This window comes from Paenibacillus sp. J22P15 (genome assembly GCF_056269345.1).
On sequence record NZ_JBWDNT010000005.1, the window covers coordinates 92,183 to 111,417 of the forward strand.

The following is a 19,235-nucleotide window of genomic DNA, read 5'->3' on the forward strand; positions in this document are numbered from 1 at the left end:
GATTTAGCATACTCAAATGGTCGCCTCATCATTTTTCTATACATTCTCCGATTACCTGAAATATATAAGGTAAATTGGTTTGGCAGATTGAAACCTATCCGTAGTTGCTCGCAAAAGTCCAACAGCATTGCCTACATGGATTCTCACCCATTCATTAAAGGTAGTAGGTGGAATATCCCAGTCCATCACTCGACAGTAGCGCAGGTCTCCAATCGGTACCATCCCGATATTTCTAATGCTTGCTCAACAATAACTCCGATGCTTATGCATCGGAGTTATTGTTGAGCAAGTATTTGGCGTAACCGATTGGATTATCATAGGTAGCCGTCCACACGTCCATCATGCCGGCATCGCGAAAGCTGTAACGCTGGTCTCTGCCGTTGCATTCGATGAACATCGGATGCCCGTCAGTCGTAATACCTATGTCGAGCCCTAAATCGGCCATATGGGGAAGTTGTTTGGATAGCTGGGAAGCGATTCGCATGGAAAGGTTGTAGATGCGCTTTTCTATATCATCTATATCTAAATTCGCATACTCTTTTTGAAGTATTTTGCGCAACTGACACGTACTTCCGCCTTGAGCTACGTTCGTCACGAACGTGTGCTTCGGGGCCACTTTCGCTACGATACCGGTCATACCCCATTTACCGTCCGCAGTTCGCTGCACGGAGACGCGCAGATCGAAGGGACTCCCTTTGAAAGTTGCGAGAGGCAAGAGCTGCTGCACGATGTAGAACGTGCTTCGAATGCGTTTCTGAAGTACTGGGGGAAGATGCTTTCCTTTCCATTCGATGGAGCGCCACTTTTGTTTCAAATAACTGAGCGATACCGGGTACGTCAGCTTCCAACCCGCTTTCGTTCGGTCTATACGCATGATGCCACGCCCGACACTGCTGCTGTTCGGCTTGACGATCAGAGAGTCGGACTGCATCATCATCCTTTGAATTGCGGCCGCTGTGGCCCGATCGGTCGTTGGCATATGCGGGCGCAACTTCGCGTCTTGCCATAGCAAGCGGTGAACATGAAGCTTGCCGTAACGATTTCGGCGGTTAAATAGAATTCGTCCGCTATGCAGGAACGAAGACAATCGACGAATTTGACTTTTGCTTGAAAAGATTGCCCGATTGTGTATGACCGAGGGAGCAGGGACATTCTTCCGAACGTAACCCTTGTTTAGTTTTACGTAAGCCTTCACAGTCGATTGTCCTGTCCGAAGATCGCACAGTCGGAAGAAACAGGGGGTAATGCCGTATTTTTCACCTGCCTTTACGTAAAGGTCTACGTTTTCATAGTCCGATGCGCCGGAGGAAATCTTGCGATGCAAGTTATTGTTTACTAGAATACCCACATAGGGAGGATGCAAGGATACCACTCCTTTATCTAATTTTATGATATAAGATATGAAGGTGATCAGGTGAAGGTATGGTCATATGCCATTGAATACGGAATGCTCCGCTTTTATCGCTTGTTTAGAAGCTGCGGATGTTCCGCCAGCTGCTTCAGCATGTGCACGATTTCCTGCTCCGGGCAGTCGCACAGGTCATATGGATTTTCTACGATCGTCCCTCTGCTTGCTTCCAGTGAAGCGGTGACCGCCTCCATAATATTCGTTTCTTCATAATCAACATGAATGACATTGGCCGCATGCGTGCGGTTTCGTTGTCTTGCGCCGATATTGACGAATGGCAGCTGGAAGAATGGCGCTTCAATGATGCCGCTGCTGCTGTTTCCGACGAGCAGGTCGGCTTGAGATAAGAGGAACAAATAATCGCTCGAAGGCACTGAAGCATAGTAGCGACGAAGAGAACTCTCTTGGACGAAGCTGCTCAGCCTTTCCTTGAATATTTCCCCGCCCGCGTCGCTGTTCGGACCGATGACAATATACTGCGTCTGCTTCATGCTGCGCAGCGCTTGCAGCACCGGTTCAATTTGCGCATCAAACGAAATCGGATCCTTCGAATCGGGGTGCATGGCCACGAGCACTTTGGGATACGCCGTCGCAAGCTCATAATGGGTCATGAGCCGCTCGCGTTCCGAAGCCTTGAGATCGTATACTCTCTGCACTTCCGTTTTTCTAAGCGAACCTACCGGAATAACCCGCCAATGCGCTTCGCCGCGGTTAACGAGGAAATGCTGAGCTTCTACACTCGATACGAAGTGCAGGTGAGCAAACGTCGAAATCGCGTGGCGTACCGTATCGTCCGCCGACCCGCTGCACTCTCCGCCATGAAGATGGACAATGCCGATATTTTGATAATGCGCTGCAATTGCTGCTGCGAGCATTTCGCCTCGGTCGCCTAACAGCAGAATGAAGTCAGGTTTGATATATTGGAAAATATCGGAGAAATAAATGATCCCGAGTCCGACCGACTGGGACATCGCATAGGTGGAATCGCCTTTTACTAATATGGACGGCGTTCCCGCTACGGATAAACCATCCTTTTGAATTTGATCAATCGTGTTCCCGTATTCGTCCAGCACATGCATGCCGGTGGCGACCAGCTTTAGCTCTATATTAAGTTCACGCTGAAGCTCAAGAAGAAGAGGGCGGTAAATACCGTAATCCGCCCTCGTTCCCGTAATGCAAATAATGTTCATAATGGCCTCCTTACGCTAGCCCTAGCCAAGAGAGCGGTTCGCCCTTCTTGAACGAATGCGTAGTCTTTTTGCCGAGCAGCTGCTTATATTGTGCGGCGTCAATCTCTCCGAGAGGTCGTAATAGCTGCAGATCCGCCTCCAGTATTACGTGACCGGCAGGTAGGTCCTTCCCTGCATATACGCCCCGACGGACCAATTCCCTCGTCAGCTCTTCCACCTCAGTCACTCGTTTCTGCGTAATGCCAAGCGCCAGCTCGACATGCCGAATTGCTTCGATCATCCGTTTAAAGGGCTCTGGCTCCATCGAAGCTTGATGATCCGGTCCGGGCATGGTGCGGTCCAACGTAAAATGCTTCTCCAAAATCTTGTATCCGAGAGCAGTTGCAGCAATCGGTATTTCCATCCCAACCGAATGGTCGGAGTAGCCTATAATACCGCCGAAAGCCGACTTTAGCGTCTCGATGACACGCAGGTTAATACTGTTATAGGGAGCCGGATAAGCAGAGGTACAGTGCAGCAGCGCCACTTTCGGAGCTTGCTTCAGTACGGCAAGGGCTGTTTCTATCTCGCCTAGCGTCGTCATTCCGGTCGATAGGATGACCGGCTTGCAGAAGGAGCCGACGGCTGCAAGCAATTGTAAATTAGTGATGTCGCCGCTCCCGATCTTAAACGTCTCGATCCCCATTTGGTTGAGCGTGTAGGCGCTTTTCGTATCGAATGGGGTGGCAAGAAACGTTATGCCTAACGTATCACAGAAGCTTTTCAGCTCGAGAAACGCAGCTTCGTCCAGCTCCAGACGACGCAGCATCTCGAGCTGAGTCGAATCGGAAGTGGAAGCTTTCTGATACTCGACCAGCGCCGCCTGATCGGATACGAGGTCTTCACTGCGGAACATTTGAAATTTCACAGCGTCAGCGCCGCAATTGCGGGCGGAAACGATCATTTCTTTGGCCGTCTCAAGCGAGCCGTTATGGTTGACACCGATTTCCGCGATGACGTACATCGGGTGAGCATTCGAGATGGTATGTTTTCCGATCCTCAGCTCCACAGTAGTCATTCCTCCCCCTGTAACGCTTCGCTAAGACTCTTAACGACATGTGATTGCTCTTTGAACGTTATATTTGAATAGAAAGGGATAGCGATCGTCCGATCTGACGTGCTTTCGCTGATCGGGAAATCTCCGGGATGAAACCCGTACTGGCTTCGGTAGACTGGAAACAAGTGGATGGAGGGGAAATACGGTTTGCTTTGGACGCCATTTCGCGCCAGCCGCGCGATCACAAAATCGCGATTTGCGCCGTCTGGAAGCATAACGATAAAGACGAACCAACTCATTGTCGAATCAGGCAGCGGCTTTAAAATTTTCACTGGCAGCCCAGCTTTGAGAATCAAGTGAGTATAAAACGCTGCGGCTCGCTCGCGCTTGGACAAAATCGTCGTCAACCTTTCCATCTGGGCCAATCCGACGGCAGCCTGCAGATCGGACATTCGATAGTTGTAACCGATGCGATCGTGTGTCAGCCAGTCACTTCCCGGATCGCGTCCTTGGTTGCGGAGACTGCTTGCAAGTTTAAAGTAACGCTCGTTATTTGTAATCAGTATGCCGCCTTCCCCGGTCGTAATTTGTTTGTTTGGATAAAAAGCGAAGACGCCCATATCTCCGAGCGTACCGACCGGCTTGCCTTTCCAGGTCGCTCCTATTGCTTCGCATGCATCTTCAATAATAAAGAGCTTATGCTTATCCGCAATTCTCTGAATCTCATCCATATTACATGGCTGACCGAATACATGAACGACCAAGATCGCTTTCGTATTCGGCGTAATGGCCGGTTCGATAAGCGTAGTATCGATGTTAAACGTATCAGAGTCGATATCGACGAATACGGGTTTGATACCTTCGTAAAGCAAACAGTTGCCAGATGCGACAAAACTGTACGGCGTTGTGATCACTTCGTCGCCGGTGTGCAGCCCTAACGCTTTGACAGCAACATGAAGTGCACTTGTTCCGCTGTTCATCGCTGCTGCATAGGAGACATTAAACGTATTGCAAAAGCTTTGTTCAAACTGGTGAAGTGTTTCTCCGAAGCTGAGCTGCCCGGAGTTTAACACCTTCATCACGTATTTTTTTTCTAAACTAGTAATATCAGGCCTGGATAAAGGAACCTCCATTAATAATCGATCCTTTCCGATGCAGCTTTGATAAGAAGCAGTCTAGTATTAATATATTTATTCCGGTCAGTTGTTGCTCCTGATGGTTTGCCTATCTTCTCTTCTAAATCGCAAAGATAGATGAATGACCTATAACCGTACCTTCTCTCAAAACATAAAATAGAGTATTAGACAACCACTCCGCAGCTGTCTCTAATATGTCGCCCGCATCATGCAGAGCGCTTTACTTAAACGAGTCTAAATTGCAGCCATTCATCTCGAAGGAGGGGGAATGATGTCCATATCATCCCAACAGATATCTAGCTTTTTTAGAAATAAAAAAATTTTTGTAACGGGAGGTACCGGCTCCATTGGCGAACAAATCGTTTCAACGCTGCTCACATACGAGCCGGAGCAAATCGTCGTATTTAACCGAGACGATTCGAAGCAGTATTTAATGAAGCTGAAATATGCGAACGAAAAACGACTTCAATTCATACTGGGAGATATACGCGATTATGATTCCGTAAACTTTGCCGTGAGAGGGATGGATTACGTGTTTCATGCAGCAGCTTTGAAGCAGGTTCCCATCTGTGAGGAAAACCCGTTCGAAGCGGTGAAAACAAACAATTACGGCAGTGACAACGTCATTCGCGCCAGTATCTTGAATAAAGTTAAGAAGGTCATCAACATCAGTACCGACAAGGCAATCAACCCCAGCAACACAATGGGGGCCACCAAGCTGATTACTGAAAAATTGTTCAAGCAAGCGAACTACCGGCTTAATAATAATGACACGAAATTTTGCTCTGTACGTTTCGGTAATGTGATCGGCTCGAGGGGCTCGGTATTTCCCGTTCTGATGAATCAAGCTTTGACCGGAAAACCAATGACGATCACGGACCCCAGCATGACTCGTTTTTTTATGTCAATTCAAGAGGCGGCCAACTTGACAATTAAAGCAGCTTGCTATTGTGAAGGCGGAGAGACTTTTATTTTGAAGATGGAGTCATTGAAGCTTGAGGATTTGAGCATTGCGGTTCAGCAGTACTGCCTGAACAAAGGATTGCCTGTGCCAGCTGTGCAGATTGTCGGAGCTCGGCCGGGAGAAAAGTTTCATGAGGAATTGCTTACTGAAGACGAATTAGCGACTTTAGTTGAAGATGATGAATTGTATGTCGTTCTTCCTATATCCATAGAGGGGCTTAAATTTCGACACTTCCAGCCATCTGCAGTTACTATATACCGTTCAGATAAAGCTCCTAAGGTTTCAATCGAGCATTTGATTGCGATTTTATCGAGTTACGGGGGGGAATAGAGGTTCATATGCATAATAAAACTTGGACCATTTGGCGGTATAGTATAGAATTCTTAGAAGCTTTCAAGTCACTGCGTTACGACAATGTACCGCTGGGCATCTTGATACTGCGGGATTTTCAGAAATATGTGTTGCATCATTCCAAGGCTTTCGGAAATGCAAAGCTGAAAAAAAAGGGGCCAATTCGAAATTTGCAAGCTGCCTGCAGTCCTTATCTCGTGCCTGCTAAGCCTAATCTTAATAAATCCGGCTATACGATTGTCCGCGCTGAGCTATTTGGCATGACGAAAGACTCGGGAGGAGAAAAGATTTTGTATGTCGCCCATCACCCAGGCGAATACCGATCTATGTTGAAGATAAAGGAATGCCGTCCGCTCATTTTTTTGCATGGGCTTACACCGGCAGGTCTTTCTCCCACTATAGCCCAAAAGACAATGGGACAGCTGCGCACACTCTTATCCTCCGTCCATACGCCAGCCGCTTTCCGTAATTCTGCCTTTCGATCGTGGCTCACGGCGCGCGTCAAAAAGGCAATGCTGCATGTGCGCCGCGTGCATACTCTGTTCGACCGATATTCCATACGCCGTACAGTCTATGGATCGACTATCAATCATCACGGGGCATTGATGACTTCCTTTGCACAATCACGCAACGTGCACACAGTTAACATCCAGCACGGACTAATGGCCCCAATTGCACATTTCCCAGTCAATGCGGATCTTAACTTCGTATGGGGCAAGTCTCATGCGGATTTTCTTAAATCTTACGGGGCGCCACCTAGCAAAATTGTCGTCAGCGGACCATGTTTCTACCGTAATTTACCTACAGGTAATAAAGCCGCTGCAAAAATGGGCAGCGCTCAACTGAAGGTGCTTGTTGCTTTACAGCCGTTAGGAAATCAATACAATAAAACCCTTATTCGAACCATTGAGCTGGCATCCATACCTTTAAATGGAAAAATAGCGGTTTCATATAAATTGCATCCGGATCAAGGAAACAGTTCGTTTTTTCGCAAAAGTTTGAGATGCAGAAATTCTAAAGTTTTTAGACATGGCCTAGTGCCTCTCAATGAGATGATTGACCGATCAGACGTGGTGATTACACCGTACTCCTCTGTCGCATACGAGGCTCTTATCAGCGCTAAACCTGTTATTTTTTATCGTAAGCCTGGCTTTGTATATTACATTCGAAACGCTCCGGTCTGTTTCCATTCTGCAGCTGGACTAAAACAGATATTTTCCAAAGCGATTGCCAACCGGACATACCTGACCTCGCTGCATGCAAGAGTGGGAGTCATTGATAAGGTGAAACCAACAGGTAACAGCAATCAATTCATCTGGTCTTCACTGCGCCGTCTTACCGCGACCACAGCCTCTATACCGAAGAGGTTAGCGAAGCATCGTTAGCAAATTGAAAATTGAAATCCTATTCATGTTAGAAGCAGCCTGTTCTTCTTAGAAGACGGCTGCGTTTTTTTGTTGATTTCATTGACCATCGTACTATTATCTAATAAAGTTAAGTTGTATGTTACTGTAGAAGCTCGTACTAATGCCGATATGAGGTGGAAACTGGAACGATGATGAAAATGTCCATTCGCACTGTAATTACTATCCTACTCTTAACTTTTCTATGGCCTGCCGTAATCGGTCAAGCTGCGAATAATCTATTGAAAAATACTAGCTTCGAGAACGTATCGGACGTCATACCCAATGATTGGGGCTATGATGCCTATTTAAAGGAAGAGCAAATCACATCTTATACGATCAGCGACGAAGAGGCCCATACAGGAATCTATTCTGCGGTAATTGAGAATAAGCAAGCCAATCATTCACGTTGGGTACAAACGATAAATGTAAAACCAAAATCAATTTATAAGTTTTCTGGTTATGTGAAGACGGAGCAAGTTGGATTGGCAGCAACAGGAGCTCATTTTTTCGTAGACGGCATAGCAGTCTCGTATCCTGAAGTGAAGGATACAAACGGAAAATGGGCCTATGTTCATTTTTATGCGAAGACGGGTAAGGATCAGAAGAGTATTACGTTTGGCGCAAGTCTAGGCGGCTACGGGAGTATTAATACGGGGAAAGCGTATTTTGATGATGTCAGCGTAGAGAAGGTATCGAAGGCACCTGCTGGAGTAGAGGTGTTCAGCTTGGTGCCAGCAGAATCAAGTCAAGGTAATGAAGCGGCGGCTGGCGGCTCTGTACTTCCTCTTATTTTGTTCGGAGCACTGTTCAGCTTGATGTTTGCGATCATTTATAGGAAGCTGTTTCGAGAAAGAAACTGGCTGGACGAGAAGCGGCATGTACATAAAGCTACTCTTATAATCGTGTTTATCGGGGCGCTTATTCTACGATTAGGGATAGCTGTTTCAAGCAGTGGTTATGCGAATGATATTGCTTTGTTCATGGCTTGGGCCGACCATGCCGCGAAGCAAGGGCTGTCCGGCTTTTATCATACAGAAATGTTTGTGGATTATCCTCCGGGTTATATTTATATTCTGTATGTATTAGGTGTAGTGAAAGATATGCTGTCTCTAGGTTCAGGTTCTGATGGAGCAATGCTTTTATTTAAACTGCCTGCGATTATAGCTGATTTGGCAGCTGCTTATTTTGTTTTCCAAATTGGCAAGAAGAAAGCGGGTTATTCAGTTTCGTTAGGACTTGCACTGCTATTCTTATTCAATCCTGCCATAATTATAGACTCAGCGGCGTGGGGTCAAGTCGATTCGATCTTTGCTTTAGCACTCGTGCTGTCCATCCATGGATTGGTAGAAAATAAAATCGAGCGTGCATCCATACTGTTCGCAATTGCAGCGCTTATTAAGCCGCAAGCGTTCATCTTCATGCCGGTGCTGCTGTTATGGTTCGTTTATCGTAGAGCGTGGAAGAAAATTCCGGTCAGCGCTTTCTACGGATTTACAACATTTATTTTGCTCGCTCTTCCTTTCTTTTGGGGTAATGGCGGGATTTCAGGCCTTATGAAATTGTACTCGGGAACGTTATCTTCTTACCCTTATGCGACGCTAAACGCTTTTAACTTCTATGCGCTGAGCAATGCCAATTGGAAGCCGATTACCGATACGTGGCTGTTGTTCTCGTTCCAAACCTGGGGGACCATTTTTATTTTGGCCGCAGTAGCATTATCGATATTTTTTGCACTGAAAAAGCACGATAGTGAATCGTCAAAGCGCTCTTACTTTATAGCGATGGTGCTTATAGTTGTCGTGTTTATGGGCGTGACGAAGATGCATGAGCGTTACATGTTTCCTGTACTATTGCTCGGAATTTTCGCTTTCATACAAACGCTTGATCGAAGAATGCTCATGGTTTATTTTGGATTCAGCATCACGAACTTCATTAATATTGCTTATGTGCTTGACTATAGCAAAGTTACGACAAATGTACCCTTTAATGGGATTGTGCTATTGTGCTCGTTAGCTAATATTGGACTGCTGATTTATTTGCTTTATATCGGCTATGATAATTATGCAAGCGGCAGATTGAAGCTAATAAATCCTTTATTAGCGGAGGATCTTAAACAGTCGGATCATAAAATTTTGTCCGCATTTAAGGTTGAAGCTGCCTCAAGAATGAAGAAGGATAATTTACGACTCGTACGCAAAGATTGGTTATGGATGGGAGCGATAACGCTTATTTATGCGGTTGTCGCACTATTCCAGCTTGGTGAGATGAAGGGTCCAGCAACGGCTTGGCAGCCTGCGGCGGTTGGACAAAGCTTTTACGTTGATTTAGGTGATGTTAAGCAGCTTGATCGCGTGAATAGCTTTGGAGGAGTCGGTACAGGGAAATACAAATACGAATTCAGTCAAAATGGAACTGATTGGGACAACGTGATGGAAATCGACAGCACGCATGTTGCTGTGTTTACTTGGAACAGTCAACCAGCGGCGCTAGCAGCTCGTTATGTGAAGCTTACAACGGTTCAAACAGGATTCTCTATGCATGAGCTTGCGATCTATGAGCAAGGCAACCAGATCCCGCTCTCGATCATTGGAATAAATGATACGCAAGCGAAGGATGCCAAGAGAGGCAGCGTGTCACTGCTCTTTGACGAGCAGCAGCGTGCGAAATATGAAGCAACTTATATGAATGGCTCCTATTTCGATGAGATTTATCATGCCCGTACGGCATATGAGCATTTGGAGCAAATTGTTGCCTACGAGAATACACATCCGCCGCTTGGCAAAATCATTATTGCGATTGGCATCAAGTTGTTTGGTCTTAATCCGTTCGGCTGGCGTATTGCCGGCACGCTGTTTGGGATTGCGATGCTTCCACTCATGTATGTATTCGCTAGAAGGCTGTTTAAAAGCAGTATCTATGCTGGCGTGGCTACGGCTTTATTAGCAGCAGACTTTATGCATTTTACGCAAACAAGAATTGCAACGATTGACGTTTACGGTGTGTTCTTTATTATGCTGATGTTTTATTTCATGCACAAATATTATTCGTTAAGTTTCTATCGGGTTAAGCTAGGCGTAACGCTGCTTCCGTTGTTTCTTGCCGGTTTGTTTTTTGGAATCGGAGTTGCATCTAAGTGGATTGTGCTTTATGGGGGCGCAGGTTTAGCTATTATGCTCGGTATTTCATTATTTGATCGATATAGGGAGTATGCAGCAGCCAAACGGGTTCTAAATCAGAGCAAGAAAGAGGCTGTCTTTAGTCAGGACAAGCTGCAGCATATTATTAATGTATTCCCGCGTTATACGATCATAACGCTAGCTGTTTGTCTCGTGTTTTATATCGTTATTCCACTTGCCATCTATGCGTTATCCTATATTCCAGTACTGACGGTGATGGATGAAGGATATACCTTAAAGAGCTTAGTTAATTATCAGAAGCATATGTTCAGTTATCATAGCAAGCTTGTATCGACACATCCATTCGCATCCTCATGGTGGGAATGGCCGTTCATGAAGAGGCCGGTATGGTATTATTCAGGTGACAACATGGCTGCTGGCTTAAAGTCTACCATTGTGGCGATGGGTAATCCGCTCATTTGGTGGGCAGGTATTTTTGCAATGACAGCGTCGATTTGGATCAGTATTAAACGGAAAGACCGAGCGATGTATACCATATGGATCGCTTTCCTTGCACAGTATGTGCCTTGGATGCTGGTGACGCGCCTCACGTTCCTTTATCACTATTTTGCAATGGTGCCGTTCATCATTCTGAGCTTGGTTTATATGTTCAAGGTGATTGAAGAGAAAAGGCCGAGCTTCAAGGTTGTACGAAATGTGTTTGTTGCTGCTGCCATTTTGTTATTTATTGTTTATTACCCTGCACTTTCCGGTATGACAGTGAAAAGCTGGTATGTCGAGCATGTACTGCGTTGGTTTCCAAGCTGGTTATTTTAATAGAAAGGGGTCATATGGATGAAGCAATCGGCTGTAAAATACAGTGTTATCGTTCCTATGTACAACGAAGAAGAGGTTATCGAGCATACGTATGAGCGGCTGAAGCGGGTCATGGACGACGCAGACGAATCATATGAGCTTATTTTCGTCAACGATGGAAGTAAAGATCGTACGGTCGAATTAATATCCATGATTTGCGATTTCGATCCAAATGTCCGCTTGATTAATTTCTCGCGAAATTTTGGACATCAAATCGCCATTTCGGCTGGAATGGACTACGCGCAGGGAGATGCAATTGTCGTTATTGATGCGGATCTTCAAGACCCTCCTGAGGTCATTATCGATATGATCGCAAAGTGGAAGGAAGGGTATGAGGTCGTATATGGCAAACGCCTTAAGCGCAAGGGCGAGACAATGTTCAAGAAACTGACCGCGAAGCTATTTTATCGCACGCTGCGAAGCTTAACGAATGTCGACATCCCCGTGGATACAGGAGACTTTCGCTTAATAGACCGGAAGGTTTGTGATGTGCTGCGCGGTTTAAAAGAAAAAAATAGGTTCGTACGCGGCTTGGTCAGCTGGATAGGCTTCCGCCAGACAATGGTAGAGTATGAGCGGGAGGAACGTTTTGCAGGCGAAACGAAGTATCCGCTTAAGAAAATGATTGCTTTTGCGATTGATGGAATCACTTCGTTCTCCTACAAGCCGCTGAAAATTGCTACTTATATTGGCTTTACTTTGTCAATTACGAGTTTTCTGTATCTGTTAGTCGTTATATTTCAAAAGCTTTTCACGGGAACTACCATTACAGGCTGGGCTTCCATCGTTGCGGTAAATCTTTTGTTTAACGGAATTATTCTCATGCTCCTTGGTATAATCGGGGAATATATTGGCCGGATTTATGATGAATCGAAAAATCGCCCTTTGTATATCGTTCGTGAGGTACAAGGTTTTTCTGAGCAAGATAATAAAACTGAGGATTCGGCTGAACAGGATCGAGTAAAAAAATATGTCTAAAGAAACATCCAAAGGAACCTTTGTACAATTTATAACGTTTAATTTAGTAGGTCTGCTTAATACGTTGATCGACTTCCTTGTGTTCACCCTTTTTATTTGGTTTGGCGCATACTACTTATTTGCGCAGGTAGTTGCTTATGGCGCAGGAATGATAAACAGCTATGTGCTAAATAGCCGATATACTTTTGGTAAGAAAGAGAATCCAGCGTCTAAGCCGCAGCAGCTCAACACGAGTGTGAGATTCATCGTTTGGAACGGCATTTTACTCGGGATTACATTGCTGCTGCTCATGGTTTTTAAGGAGTGGTGGGGATTGCACGAGGTTGTTTCTAAGGTGCTGGTAACGGGGGTAACCGTTGTACTAAATTTTTACGGAAGTAAAAAATGGGTTTTTGCAGTGAAAGGACCACAGTCTGAGAGCGGATAGCGGAAGGCGGGAAAAATGAAAAGAATACTATCGTATACATTAGTTATCGTTGGGATACTCATCTTAATGTATCCAAAAGCAAATGAATGGTATGAGAACCGTCAGCAAGATAAGCTGATGGCTTCTTGGGAAGAGGCTAGCTTCGATGTTACAGCGGAGCAGCAAGCGCAGCAGCAATTTGAGGAACTGACAGACCTGTTCTACGAGCAATCAGAGGCAACTGAGGAACCAAGTGATACACCGACAGACGCTTCGACGAACACACCGACAGACACACCGACAACGGCCCCTACAGAGGCTCCAGCAGCACAGAAGATTACGCCGATCGCAACGATTAAGATTGATAAAATAAAGCTTAAGCTGCCTGTCGTCGAGGGTGCAACCCAGAAAAACCTGAAATCGGCTACAGCGCATTTAACGGAAACGACAGCAATTGGTCAAGTTGGCAACGCTGCTATAGCCGGTCACCGGATGCGTTCCAAAGGAAGGTTGTTTAATCGGCTTGGAGAAGTAGAGGTTGGAGATAAAATCGTCGTAGATACGAAAGGCGAAACCTTTACATACACCGTGTATAAAGTATCCATTGTCGAACCGACAGATGTATCTGTACTTAATTACAATAAGAAAGATAAGCTGTTGACTTTAATAACCTGTGATCCAATTGTGAACCCCACGCACCGGCTCATCATTCATGCAAAAATGTAAATGGAAGTTTAGCCCATTTTCACTCCGCAACAGCACCAATGGTATCGCCCCTTCATAGTATAATTTGACTGTATCCCTTAACCTTGTTAAACCATAAAAACCCGCGCAAGGAGGGGTGACAAACATTGAAGGGTAGCGACCATAAGAGCAAGTTTCTATTAACGCATCGTGAACGCGAGGTATTCGAGCTGTTAGTACAGGATAAGACAACGAGAGATATTGCACAACAACTATTCATCAGCGAGAAGACCGTCCGCAACCATATTTCTAATGTCATGCAAAAGTTGAACGTCAAAGGTCGTTCACAAGCGGTTGTCGAGCTTATCAAGCTTGGTGAATTACAAATCTAACATAGCAATATTATCGGACGGCGCCTCGACATAGGGTGCTGTCTTATTTTTTTGCTTTGATCCAACTGAATGACTTAGGTCGATTTCCCGTATTGGCCGGGAGAAATGCAGGTAAGATTTTTAAATGTACGAATAAAATTGGCATAGTCATTAAAACCTGACAAATGGCAGGCGTCGGAGACTGAATGTCCCGTGGATAATAACTGTTTAGCCTGAGCTACTCGTTTTAATAAAATATAACGATAAACTGTTCCGCCAGTTTGATGCTTGAACGTACGACTTAGATGAAACTTGTCCACGGATAACTCTTTGGCTATTTGATCCAAGGTTAATTCTTTAAGCAGATTAGTGTCGATGTAGTGCATAACAGATTGAATCAATGGCGAAGTGTTACTCGGTATATGAGCATTTGTTTCTCGGAAAGCATCATTGGTAAATACAAGAATTTGTGTCAAATAGGAGAAGGAAAGAACGTCTCTTCCATATTCATTTTGATTAAGGACTTCTATTAATTTCGACACAAGCGAACAATAGGCTTCTATTTGCATATCGTTGAGTTGGACAATGTTGTTATGACCAGGCTTGCGATTTTGAAAGCAGGAAAGCAAATTCGTTTCGGATGAGCAAAAGGGTAGGACAATTCGCGGCTTAAAATGAACCGTTATTCGCTCGTAGGGTTGTGACGTAAGATTGCGAATTTTATGGATCTCATGATTGTTGATCACAATGAGACTGCCTTTTTGCAACGGATAGCAGAATTGATCGATAAAGAAATGGATATCACCTTTCAAAAATAAAAAAATCTCGTAATTTTCATGAAAGTGGAAGTCTTTATTGGGAAAGAAAGTAGAATTGCTATAATGCGCCATTAAATCTTCTTCTAAATATTGAAAATATTTTGAATCCGTCATAATCGTGTTCCTTTCCGGGAACTACCGCATTATTTTTCTTATAATCACAATAATATTGCTCCGAATCAATAATCGCAATATATTTCCCAATAATCGCAAAGAAATTGCTCGGAATTCATAATAAACTGAAAAGGAAAACGAAGGAGAAAGGCAGCCTGTTATCCCTATACAGACTGCCTTTCGGTTGATTCTGAGTTTTTTATTCAACAATACCTACCATCGCCAATCGATGACTCTCCGTTTCTCAAGTTCCGCGCAACAGTCAAAACTTTAAAGCTAGCGATTCAATCAAATGGTTTCACCAGTTTGGGAAAAGGACTTTAGTGAGATTTATTAGGAATAAATACATCTATTAACACAGATGTGCGGATGAAGCTTGTTTTAAAATGATGCAACGGGGTGTGAGAGCTTGTTATTTGATAAAGCGCTGTCAATTAAAACGAAGCTGATACTCCTTATTCTTTTCTTTCTATGTGTTCCACTGATGGTCTTTGGCACGATATGGTTTGAGAAGGCTTCTGAAGGCATTGAACATAATGCAATCCAGTATAGCGAGCAGCTTCTAGGCCAGATCAATTCGCAATTGGACGGATACTTTTCTGATCTGGAAAGGATAACTTATCCGCTGCTGCTGAATCCGCAAATCCAGTCATTCATGAAGCTGGTGCATGAGGATCAATACGACCGATTTCTTATAAACAAAAAAATATCGGATGAGCTGTTTCCAAGTATTATTTTTGGGCGTCCTGATATTTATGGGTTATCCATCGTTTCGAAGAACGGGATTGCAATTGCAAGCTATAGCGCCACATTAGGAAAGGAAAACTATGAACAATATAAAGATGCGCTTCTCGGGGAATTTAATTACCGGATTGTAGGCATGGAATATTTGGATACTACCCCTGTTCTGACGATCGCCCGTAAGTTTTTGGATACGGTGTCGTATGAATCGAGCGGGATGTTAATTGCTCATGTCCGACTTAATGAAATTATTAAAATATGCGAGAAAATAAAGTTAGGTGAAACCGGATTCGTTTGGATTATGGATGCAGAGGGCAGGGTTGTTTACCACCCCCATGAGGATAGATGGGGGATGCAGGTGTTGACGCCGGAGCTCCGCAGCAGACTGGAGATTCCGAACGGTTACTATGTGGAGAAGGGACAGGAAGACAACCGTCTTATAATTTACGAACGTTCTCAAATGACCGGCTGGACTTTGATTTCAGAAGTTTCACTGAAGGAATTGAACAAGGATATGATCAGCTTAAGGAATATTACGGTTTGGGTGGTTCTGTTGTTGGTGAGCTTCGCTCTAATTCTAATTGGAGGTTTTTCACTTTACTTAACGCAATCGTTGTTCCATCTGCAGCGTCTTATGCGCCGCGCCGAAGAAGGAGATCTGAACGTTAAGGCGCCTGAAAATAGAAACGATGAGCTAGGAGCTTTAAACCGCGGATTTAATCGAATGGTCGGTGAAATCAGCCGCCTTCTCGATGAAGTGCAAACCTCCCGAATGAAAGAGCAGGAGATGCAGATTAGACAGCGGGAATCGGCGCTACAAGCGATGCAATCCCAGATCAATCCGCATTTTCTTTATAATACGTTAGAAATCATTAACTCGTATGCGATCATCGAAGATGTTAAACCTGTTAGCCGTATGGCTACCTCGCTGGCTGATATTTTTCGATATAGCGTTGGGAATCCGGGTCGAGAAGTCACGTTGTTAGAGGAAATATGTTATATACGCACCTATTTGGGCATTCATCAGGAACGATTTAATAGTTTGCAGGTAGAAATACGTACGGATGACGGACTGCTTAACAACGTGCATGCTGTACGGCTGATGATTCAGCCGCTTGTGGAAAATGCGTTTAAGCACGGTTATCAGGCCCATAAGCAGAAGCCGAGCTATATCGGGATTATCGGAGTGCGGCACGAAGGGGAATTTACGCTGTATATTGAAGACCGTGGACAAGGGATGAGCTGCAGGCTCAGGGATCGTTATAATACAGCGTTTGCGGTAGATGATAGTCAAACACTGCCCGAGGGACTCGATGTTGGCGGAGCGTTTGATACGATCGGTCTGTGGAATGTACACCAACGCCTAAGAATTAAGTTCGGTACGCCTTACGGTTTGTTTATCAAGAAATCTGACGAGACGGGGACTATTATCGGGATGAGGTTAAAATACATTGACTGAAAGAGGGGTAGATCTATGTATAAAGTGCTTATTGTTGATGATGAAGTGATGATTAAAAGAAGTTTATCGAAGTTGATCAACGGAAGTCCTTACGGTTTTCGTGTGGAAGGGATAGCGGAAAACGGCAGTGAGGCGATAATGCTTTGGGAGCGACTTAAACCGGACTTAATCATTACTGATATTAGCATGCCGGAAATAGATGGTCTGGAATTGATCGAGGCAATCCGGAGTCGGGAGCAGGTGACGGAAATTGTCATATTATCCGGATATGATGATTTCGGGTATGTGCGGCAAGCGCTGCGTTACGGGATTATGGACTATCTACTGAAGCCCGTACGTCAAGAGCATTTGGAAGAGCTGTTGGGTAAAGTAGCGGCTAAACTGGACATTAAAGTGAGGAACCGCCTGGAACGGGGGCAACGACTGTGGGAGTGCAGAAGTGTGGCTGCTGCCTTAGCTGAACGTTTGTGGATACTCAGTGAGCAGGAAGCTTTGGAGCAACTTGAAGGTTACTATCAACAATTATTGGAAAGAGGATTAACCCCTCCGCAGTGTACGGAGCAGTTGGAGGATGCGCTTATTTTAGCAGAAGCGGGGCTTGTCACTCAAAGCAGCGGGAAATTTCGGGAGCTTCCGAAACCGTTGTTGTCTACTGTTTCGTCTACCTGCGAGCTCGTATTTCAGGCCGAGAAGATTGTTGCAGTTTACGCTAAACAGATCCGTCAGATGCGCAATTGGGGACATCATCAGTGTATTCAAAAAGCTTTGGACTACATTGCGATTCATTATTCCAACGAGCGTTTATCACTCGCAGTTGCTGCTAATGAAGCTGGGATGTCGGACTCATATTTCAGTAGGTGCTTTAAGGAGGAGTTGGGGTTGAGCTTTATAGATCACATCATCAAGCTGAGAATGGAGAAGGCAAAGGAGCTTCTGGAGGCTGCCGGCAGCAAAACGTACGAGGTTGCCTTTGCGGTAGGATACAGCGACTATCCACATTTTTCTAAATCATTCAAAAAATATTGCGGGTTATCACCAAACGATTATAAGAAAAGGTTAAAAACCTAACAATGAATTTTTGTTAGTTTTTTTTCAACGTAGCATTGAAGGAAGCCTGTTAGTCAAAAAAGCACAACAGAAGGCGGCTAAACACATGGCTATTGAAAATGATAGAGAATACAATTAAAAAATAGAAAAGGGAAGGAGAGAGAAAATGGAGATTAGAGGCAAAGGTAAACCACCGGAACAACACGTCGCCATGATGGTCTCAGTAACGAATCGGCCGCATTATTGGTTAAAATATTGGCAGATTTATTCGATGATACTTCCGGGAGTGATCTATTTTATTTTATTTAAGTACATACCGCTCACCGGCATGGTTATTGCTTTCCAGGATTACAATGTTTTTAAAGGGTTTATGGGCAGCGAGTTTGTAGGACTCAAACATTTTTACAACTTGTTCACCTATCCTGAATTTTCTCGAGTGCTGAAAAATACGCTGCTGATCAGCATTTACCAAATCGCACTTGGATTTCCGGCTCCTATTGCGCTGGCTCTCTTGATGAATGAAGTGCGCAGGTTGTTTTTTAAACGTGCGGTACAGACGGTTTTGTACCTTCCCCATTTTTTATCTTGGGTCATTGTCGGCGGTCTTGTTATTAATTTCTTGTCCCCGAGTTCGGGAATGGTCAATGACGTTATTCGTTTGCTGGGCAAGGATCCGGTATTTTTCATTCAGGAGCCCGCCTACTTCCGATCAATCGTTGTTGTCTCAGGTATATGGAAGGAAGTTGGCTGGGGGACGATTATCTATTTAGCGGCATTGTCCGGTATCAATCCAGAGCTGTACGAAGCAGCCGAGATGGATGGAGCGGGGAGGTTGAAGCAAGTATTCCGTATTACTTTGCCTGCAATTTTACCGACAATTATGGTCCTGCTTCTGCTGCGTATCGGGAATGTGCTTGAACTCGGCTTTGAACAAATCTATATGCTTCTAAACCCACTTGTTGCCGAAACTGGTGAGATTATCGACACTTATATATATCGTATCGGCCTTTTAGGCGGACAATACAGCTATACGACGGCAATTGGATTATTCAAATCGCTGGTCGGGGTAATTCTGGTCGTCGGTGCGAATCAGTTAAGCAAGAAGACAACCGGAAGCTCGATCTATTGAGTATT

15 protein-coding genes are annotated in these 19,235 nt (G+C 44.7%); 10 read left to right on the plus strand and 5 right to left on the minus strand.

Features of this window, described 5'->3' with window-relative positions:
• Positions 1–262 precede the first annotated feature (262 nt).
• From AC0YN6_RS14145 to AC0YN6_RS14160, 4 genes are all read right to left on the minus strand, one after another.
• A complete protein-coding gene (locus AC0YN6_RS14145) occupies positions 263–1,363 on the minus strand; it encodes a YheC/YheD family endospore coat-associated protein (protein WP_475747578.1) in 1,101 nt (366 codons plus the stop codon).
• 95 nt (positions 1,364–1,458) lie between these two features.
• A complete protein-coding gene (gene neuC / locus AC0YN6_RS14150) occupies positions 1,459–2,598 on the minus strand; it encodes a UDP-N-acetylglucosamine 2-epimerase (RefSeq protein WP_475747579.1) in 1,140 nt (379 codons plus the stop codon).
• A gap of 10 nt (positions 2,599–2,608) precedes the next feature.
• On the minus strand, positions 2,609–3,646 hold the full coding sequence (neuB, locus tag AC0YN6_RS14155; protein ID WP_475747581.1) for an N-acetylneuraminate synthase: 1,038 nt from the start codon (positions 3,644–3,646) through the stop codon (positions 2,609–2,611).
• Positions 3,647–3,651: 5 nt separating this feature from the next.
• Complete coding sequence (locus tag AC0YN6_RS14160; protein ID WP_475747583.1) at positions 3,652–4,767, minus strand: DegT/DnrJ/EryC1/StrS family aminotransferase; 1,116 nt, start codon at positions 4,765–4,767, stop codon at positions 3,652–3,654.
• Positions 4,768–5,038: 271 nt separating this feature from the next.
• On the opposite strand from AC0YN6_RS14160, the gene AC0YN6_RS14165 reads away from it, so the two are divergent.
• From AC0YN6_RS14165 to AC0YN6_RS14195, 7 genes are all read left to right on the plus strand, one after another.
• Positions 5,039–6,064: a polysaccharide biosynthesis protein gene (locus AC0YN6_RS14165; RefSeq protein WP_475747584.1), complete on the plus strand. Its 1,026-nt coding sequence runs from the start codon at positions 5,039–5,041 to the stop codon at positions 6,062–6,064.
• 8 nt (positions 6,065–6,072) lie between these two features.
• The gene (locus AC0YN6_RS14170) at positions 6,073–7,470 is read left to right on the plus strand and encodes a CDP-glycerol glycerophosphotransferase family protein (RefSeq protein WP_475747585.1); all 1,398 of its coding nucleotides are present in this window, start codon (positions 6,073–6,075) and stop codon (positions 7,468–7,470) included.
• 170 nt (positions 7,471–7,640) lie between these two features.
• On the plus strand, positions 7,641–11,444 hold the full coding sequence (locus AC0YN6_RS14175; protein ID WP_475747586.1) for a phospholipid carrier-dependent glycosyltransferase: 3,804 nt from the start codon (positions 7,641–7,643) through the stop codon (positions 11,442–11,444).
• 18 nt (positions 11,445–11,462) lie between these two features.
• Positions 11,463–12,461, plus strand: coding sequence for a glycosyltransferase family 2 protein (locus AC0YN6_RS14180; RefSeq protein WP_475747588.1), 999 nt, complete (start codon positions 11,463–11,465; stop codon positions 12,459–12,461).
• Positions 12,454–12,888, plus strand: coding sequence for a GtrA family protein (locus AC0YN6_RS14185; RefSeq protein ID WP_475747589.1), 435 nt, complete (start codon positions 12,454–12,456; stop codon positions 12,886–12,888). Before AC0YN6_RS14180 ends, AC0YN6_RS14185 begins: the two co-directional genes overlap by 8 nt.
• A gap of 15 nt (positions 12,889–12,903) precedes the next feature.
• Positions 12,904–13,593 (plus strand): class D sortase, encoded by a 690-nt coding sequence (locus tag AC0YN6_RS14190; protein ID WP_475747590.1) that lies wholly within the window; start codon positions 12,904–12,906, stop codon positions 13,591–13,593.
• A gap of 125 nt (positions 13,594–13,718) precedes the next feature.
• A complete protein-coding gene (locus AC0YN6_RS14195; protein WP_006040330.1) occupies positions 13,719–13,943 on the plus strand; it encodes a helix-turn-helix domain-containing protein in 225 nt (74 codons plus the stop codon).
• Between the two features lie 74 nt (positions 13,944–14,017).
• On the opposite strand, the gene AC0YN6_RS14200 is transcribed toward AC0YN6_RS14195, so the two are convergent.
• Entirely contained in the window at positions 14,018–14,854 is an 837-nt protein-coding gene (locus AC0YN6_RS14200; protein WP_475747591.1) for a helix-turn-helix domain-containing protein, read from the minus strand.
• 409 nt (positions 14,855–15,263) lie between these two features.
• On the opposite strand from AC0YN6_RS14200, the gene AC0YN6_RS14205 reads away from it, so the two are divergent.
• The 3 genes from AC0YN6_RS14205 to AC0YN6_RS14215 all read left to right on the plus strand — a co-directional run bounded on the left by AC0YN6_RS14205 (position 15,264) and on the right by AC0YN6_RS14215 (position 19,230).
• Positions 15,264–17,054 carry a sensor histidine kinase gene (locus tag AC0YN6_RS14205; protein ID WP_475747593.1) on the plus strand — a complete coding sequence of 597 codons (1,791 nt, stop codon included), beginning with the start codon at positions 15,264–15,266 and terminating at the stop codon, positions 17,052–17,054.
• Between the two features lie 15 nt (positions 17,055–17,069).
• Positions 17,070–18,122, plus strand: coding sequence for a response regulator transcription factor (locus AC0YN6_RS14210; RefSeq protein ID WP_475747594.1), 1,053 nt, complete (start codon positions 17,070–17,072; stop codon positions 18,120–18,122).
• Between the two features lie 145 nt (positions 18,123–18,267).
• A complete protein-coding gene (locus AC0YN6_RS14215) occupies positions 18,268–19,230 on the plus strand; it encodes an ABC transporter permease (protein WP_475747595.1) in 963 nt (320 codons plus the stop codon).
• Positions 19,231–19,235: the final 5 nt, after the last annotated feature.

Excerpts from the sequence above, each read along its gene's own strand:
- neuC (WP_475747579.1), bottom strand. The coding sequence starts at position 2,598 with ATGAACATTATTTGCATTACGGGAACGAGGGCGGATTACGGTATTTAC.
- AC0YN6_RS14160 (WP_475747583.1), bottom strand. The coding sequence starts at position 4,767 with ATGGAGGTTCCTTTATCCAGGCCTGATATTACTAGTTTAGAAAAAAAA.
- AC0YN6_RS14165 (WP_475747584.1), top strand. The coding sequence starts at position 5,039 with ATGATGTCCATATCATCCCAACAGATATCTAGCTTTTTTAGAAATAAA.
- AC0YN6_RS14170 (WP_475747585.1), top strand. The coding sequence starts at position 6,073 with ATGCATAATAAAACTTGGACCATTTGGCGGTATAGTATAGAATTCTTA.
- AC0YN6_RS14175 (WP_475747586.1), top strand. The coding sequence starts at position 7,641 with ATGATGAAAATGTCCATTCGCACTGTAATTACTATCCTACTCTTAACT.
- AC0YN6_RS14180 (WP_475747588.1), top strand. The coding sequence starts at position 11,463 with ATGAAGCAATCGGCTGTAAAATACAGTGTTATCGTTCCTATGTACAAC.
- AC0YN6_RS14185 (WP_475747589.1), top strand. The coding sequence starts at position 12,454 with ATGTCTAAAGAAACATCCAAAGGAACCTTTGTACAATTTATAACGTTT.
- AC0YN6_RS14190 (WP_475747590.1), top strand. The coding sequence starts at position 12,904 with ATGAAAAGAATACTATCGTATACATTAGTTATCGTTGGGATACTCATC.
- AC0YN6_RS14200 (WP_475747591.1), bottom strand. The coding sequence starts at position 14,854 with ATGACGGATTCAAAATATTTTCAATATTTAGAAGAAGATTTAATGGCG.
- AC0YN6_RS14210 (WP_475747594.1), top strand. The coding sequence starts at position 17,070 with ATGTATAAAGTGCTTATTGTTGATGATGAAGTGATGATTAAAAGAAGT.
- AC0YN6_RS14215 (WP_475747595.1), top strand. The coding sequence starts at position 18,268 with ATGGAGATTAGAGGCAAAGGTAAACCACCGGAACAACACGTCGCCATG.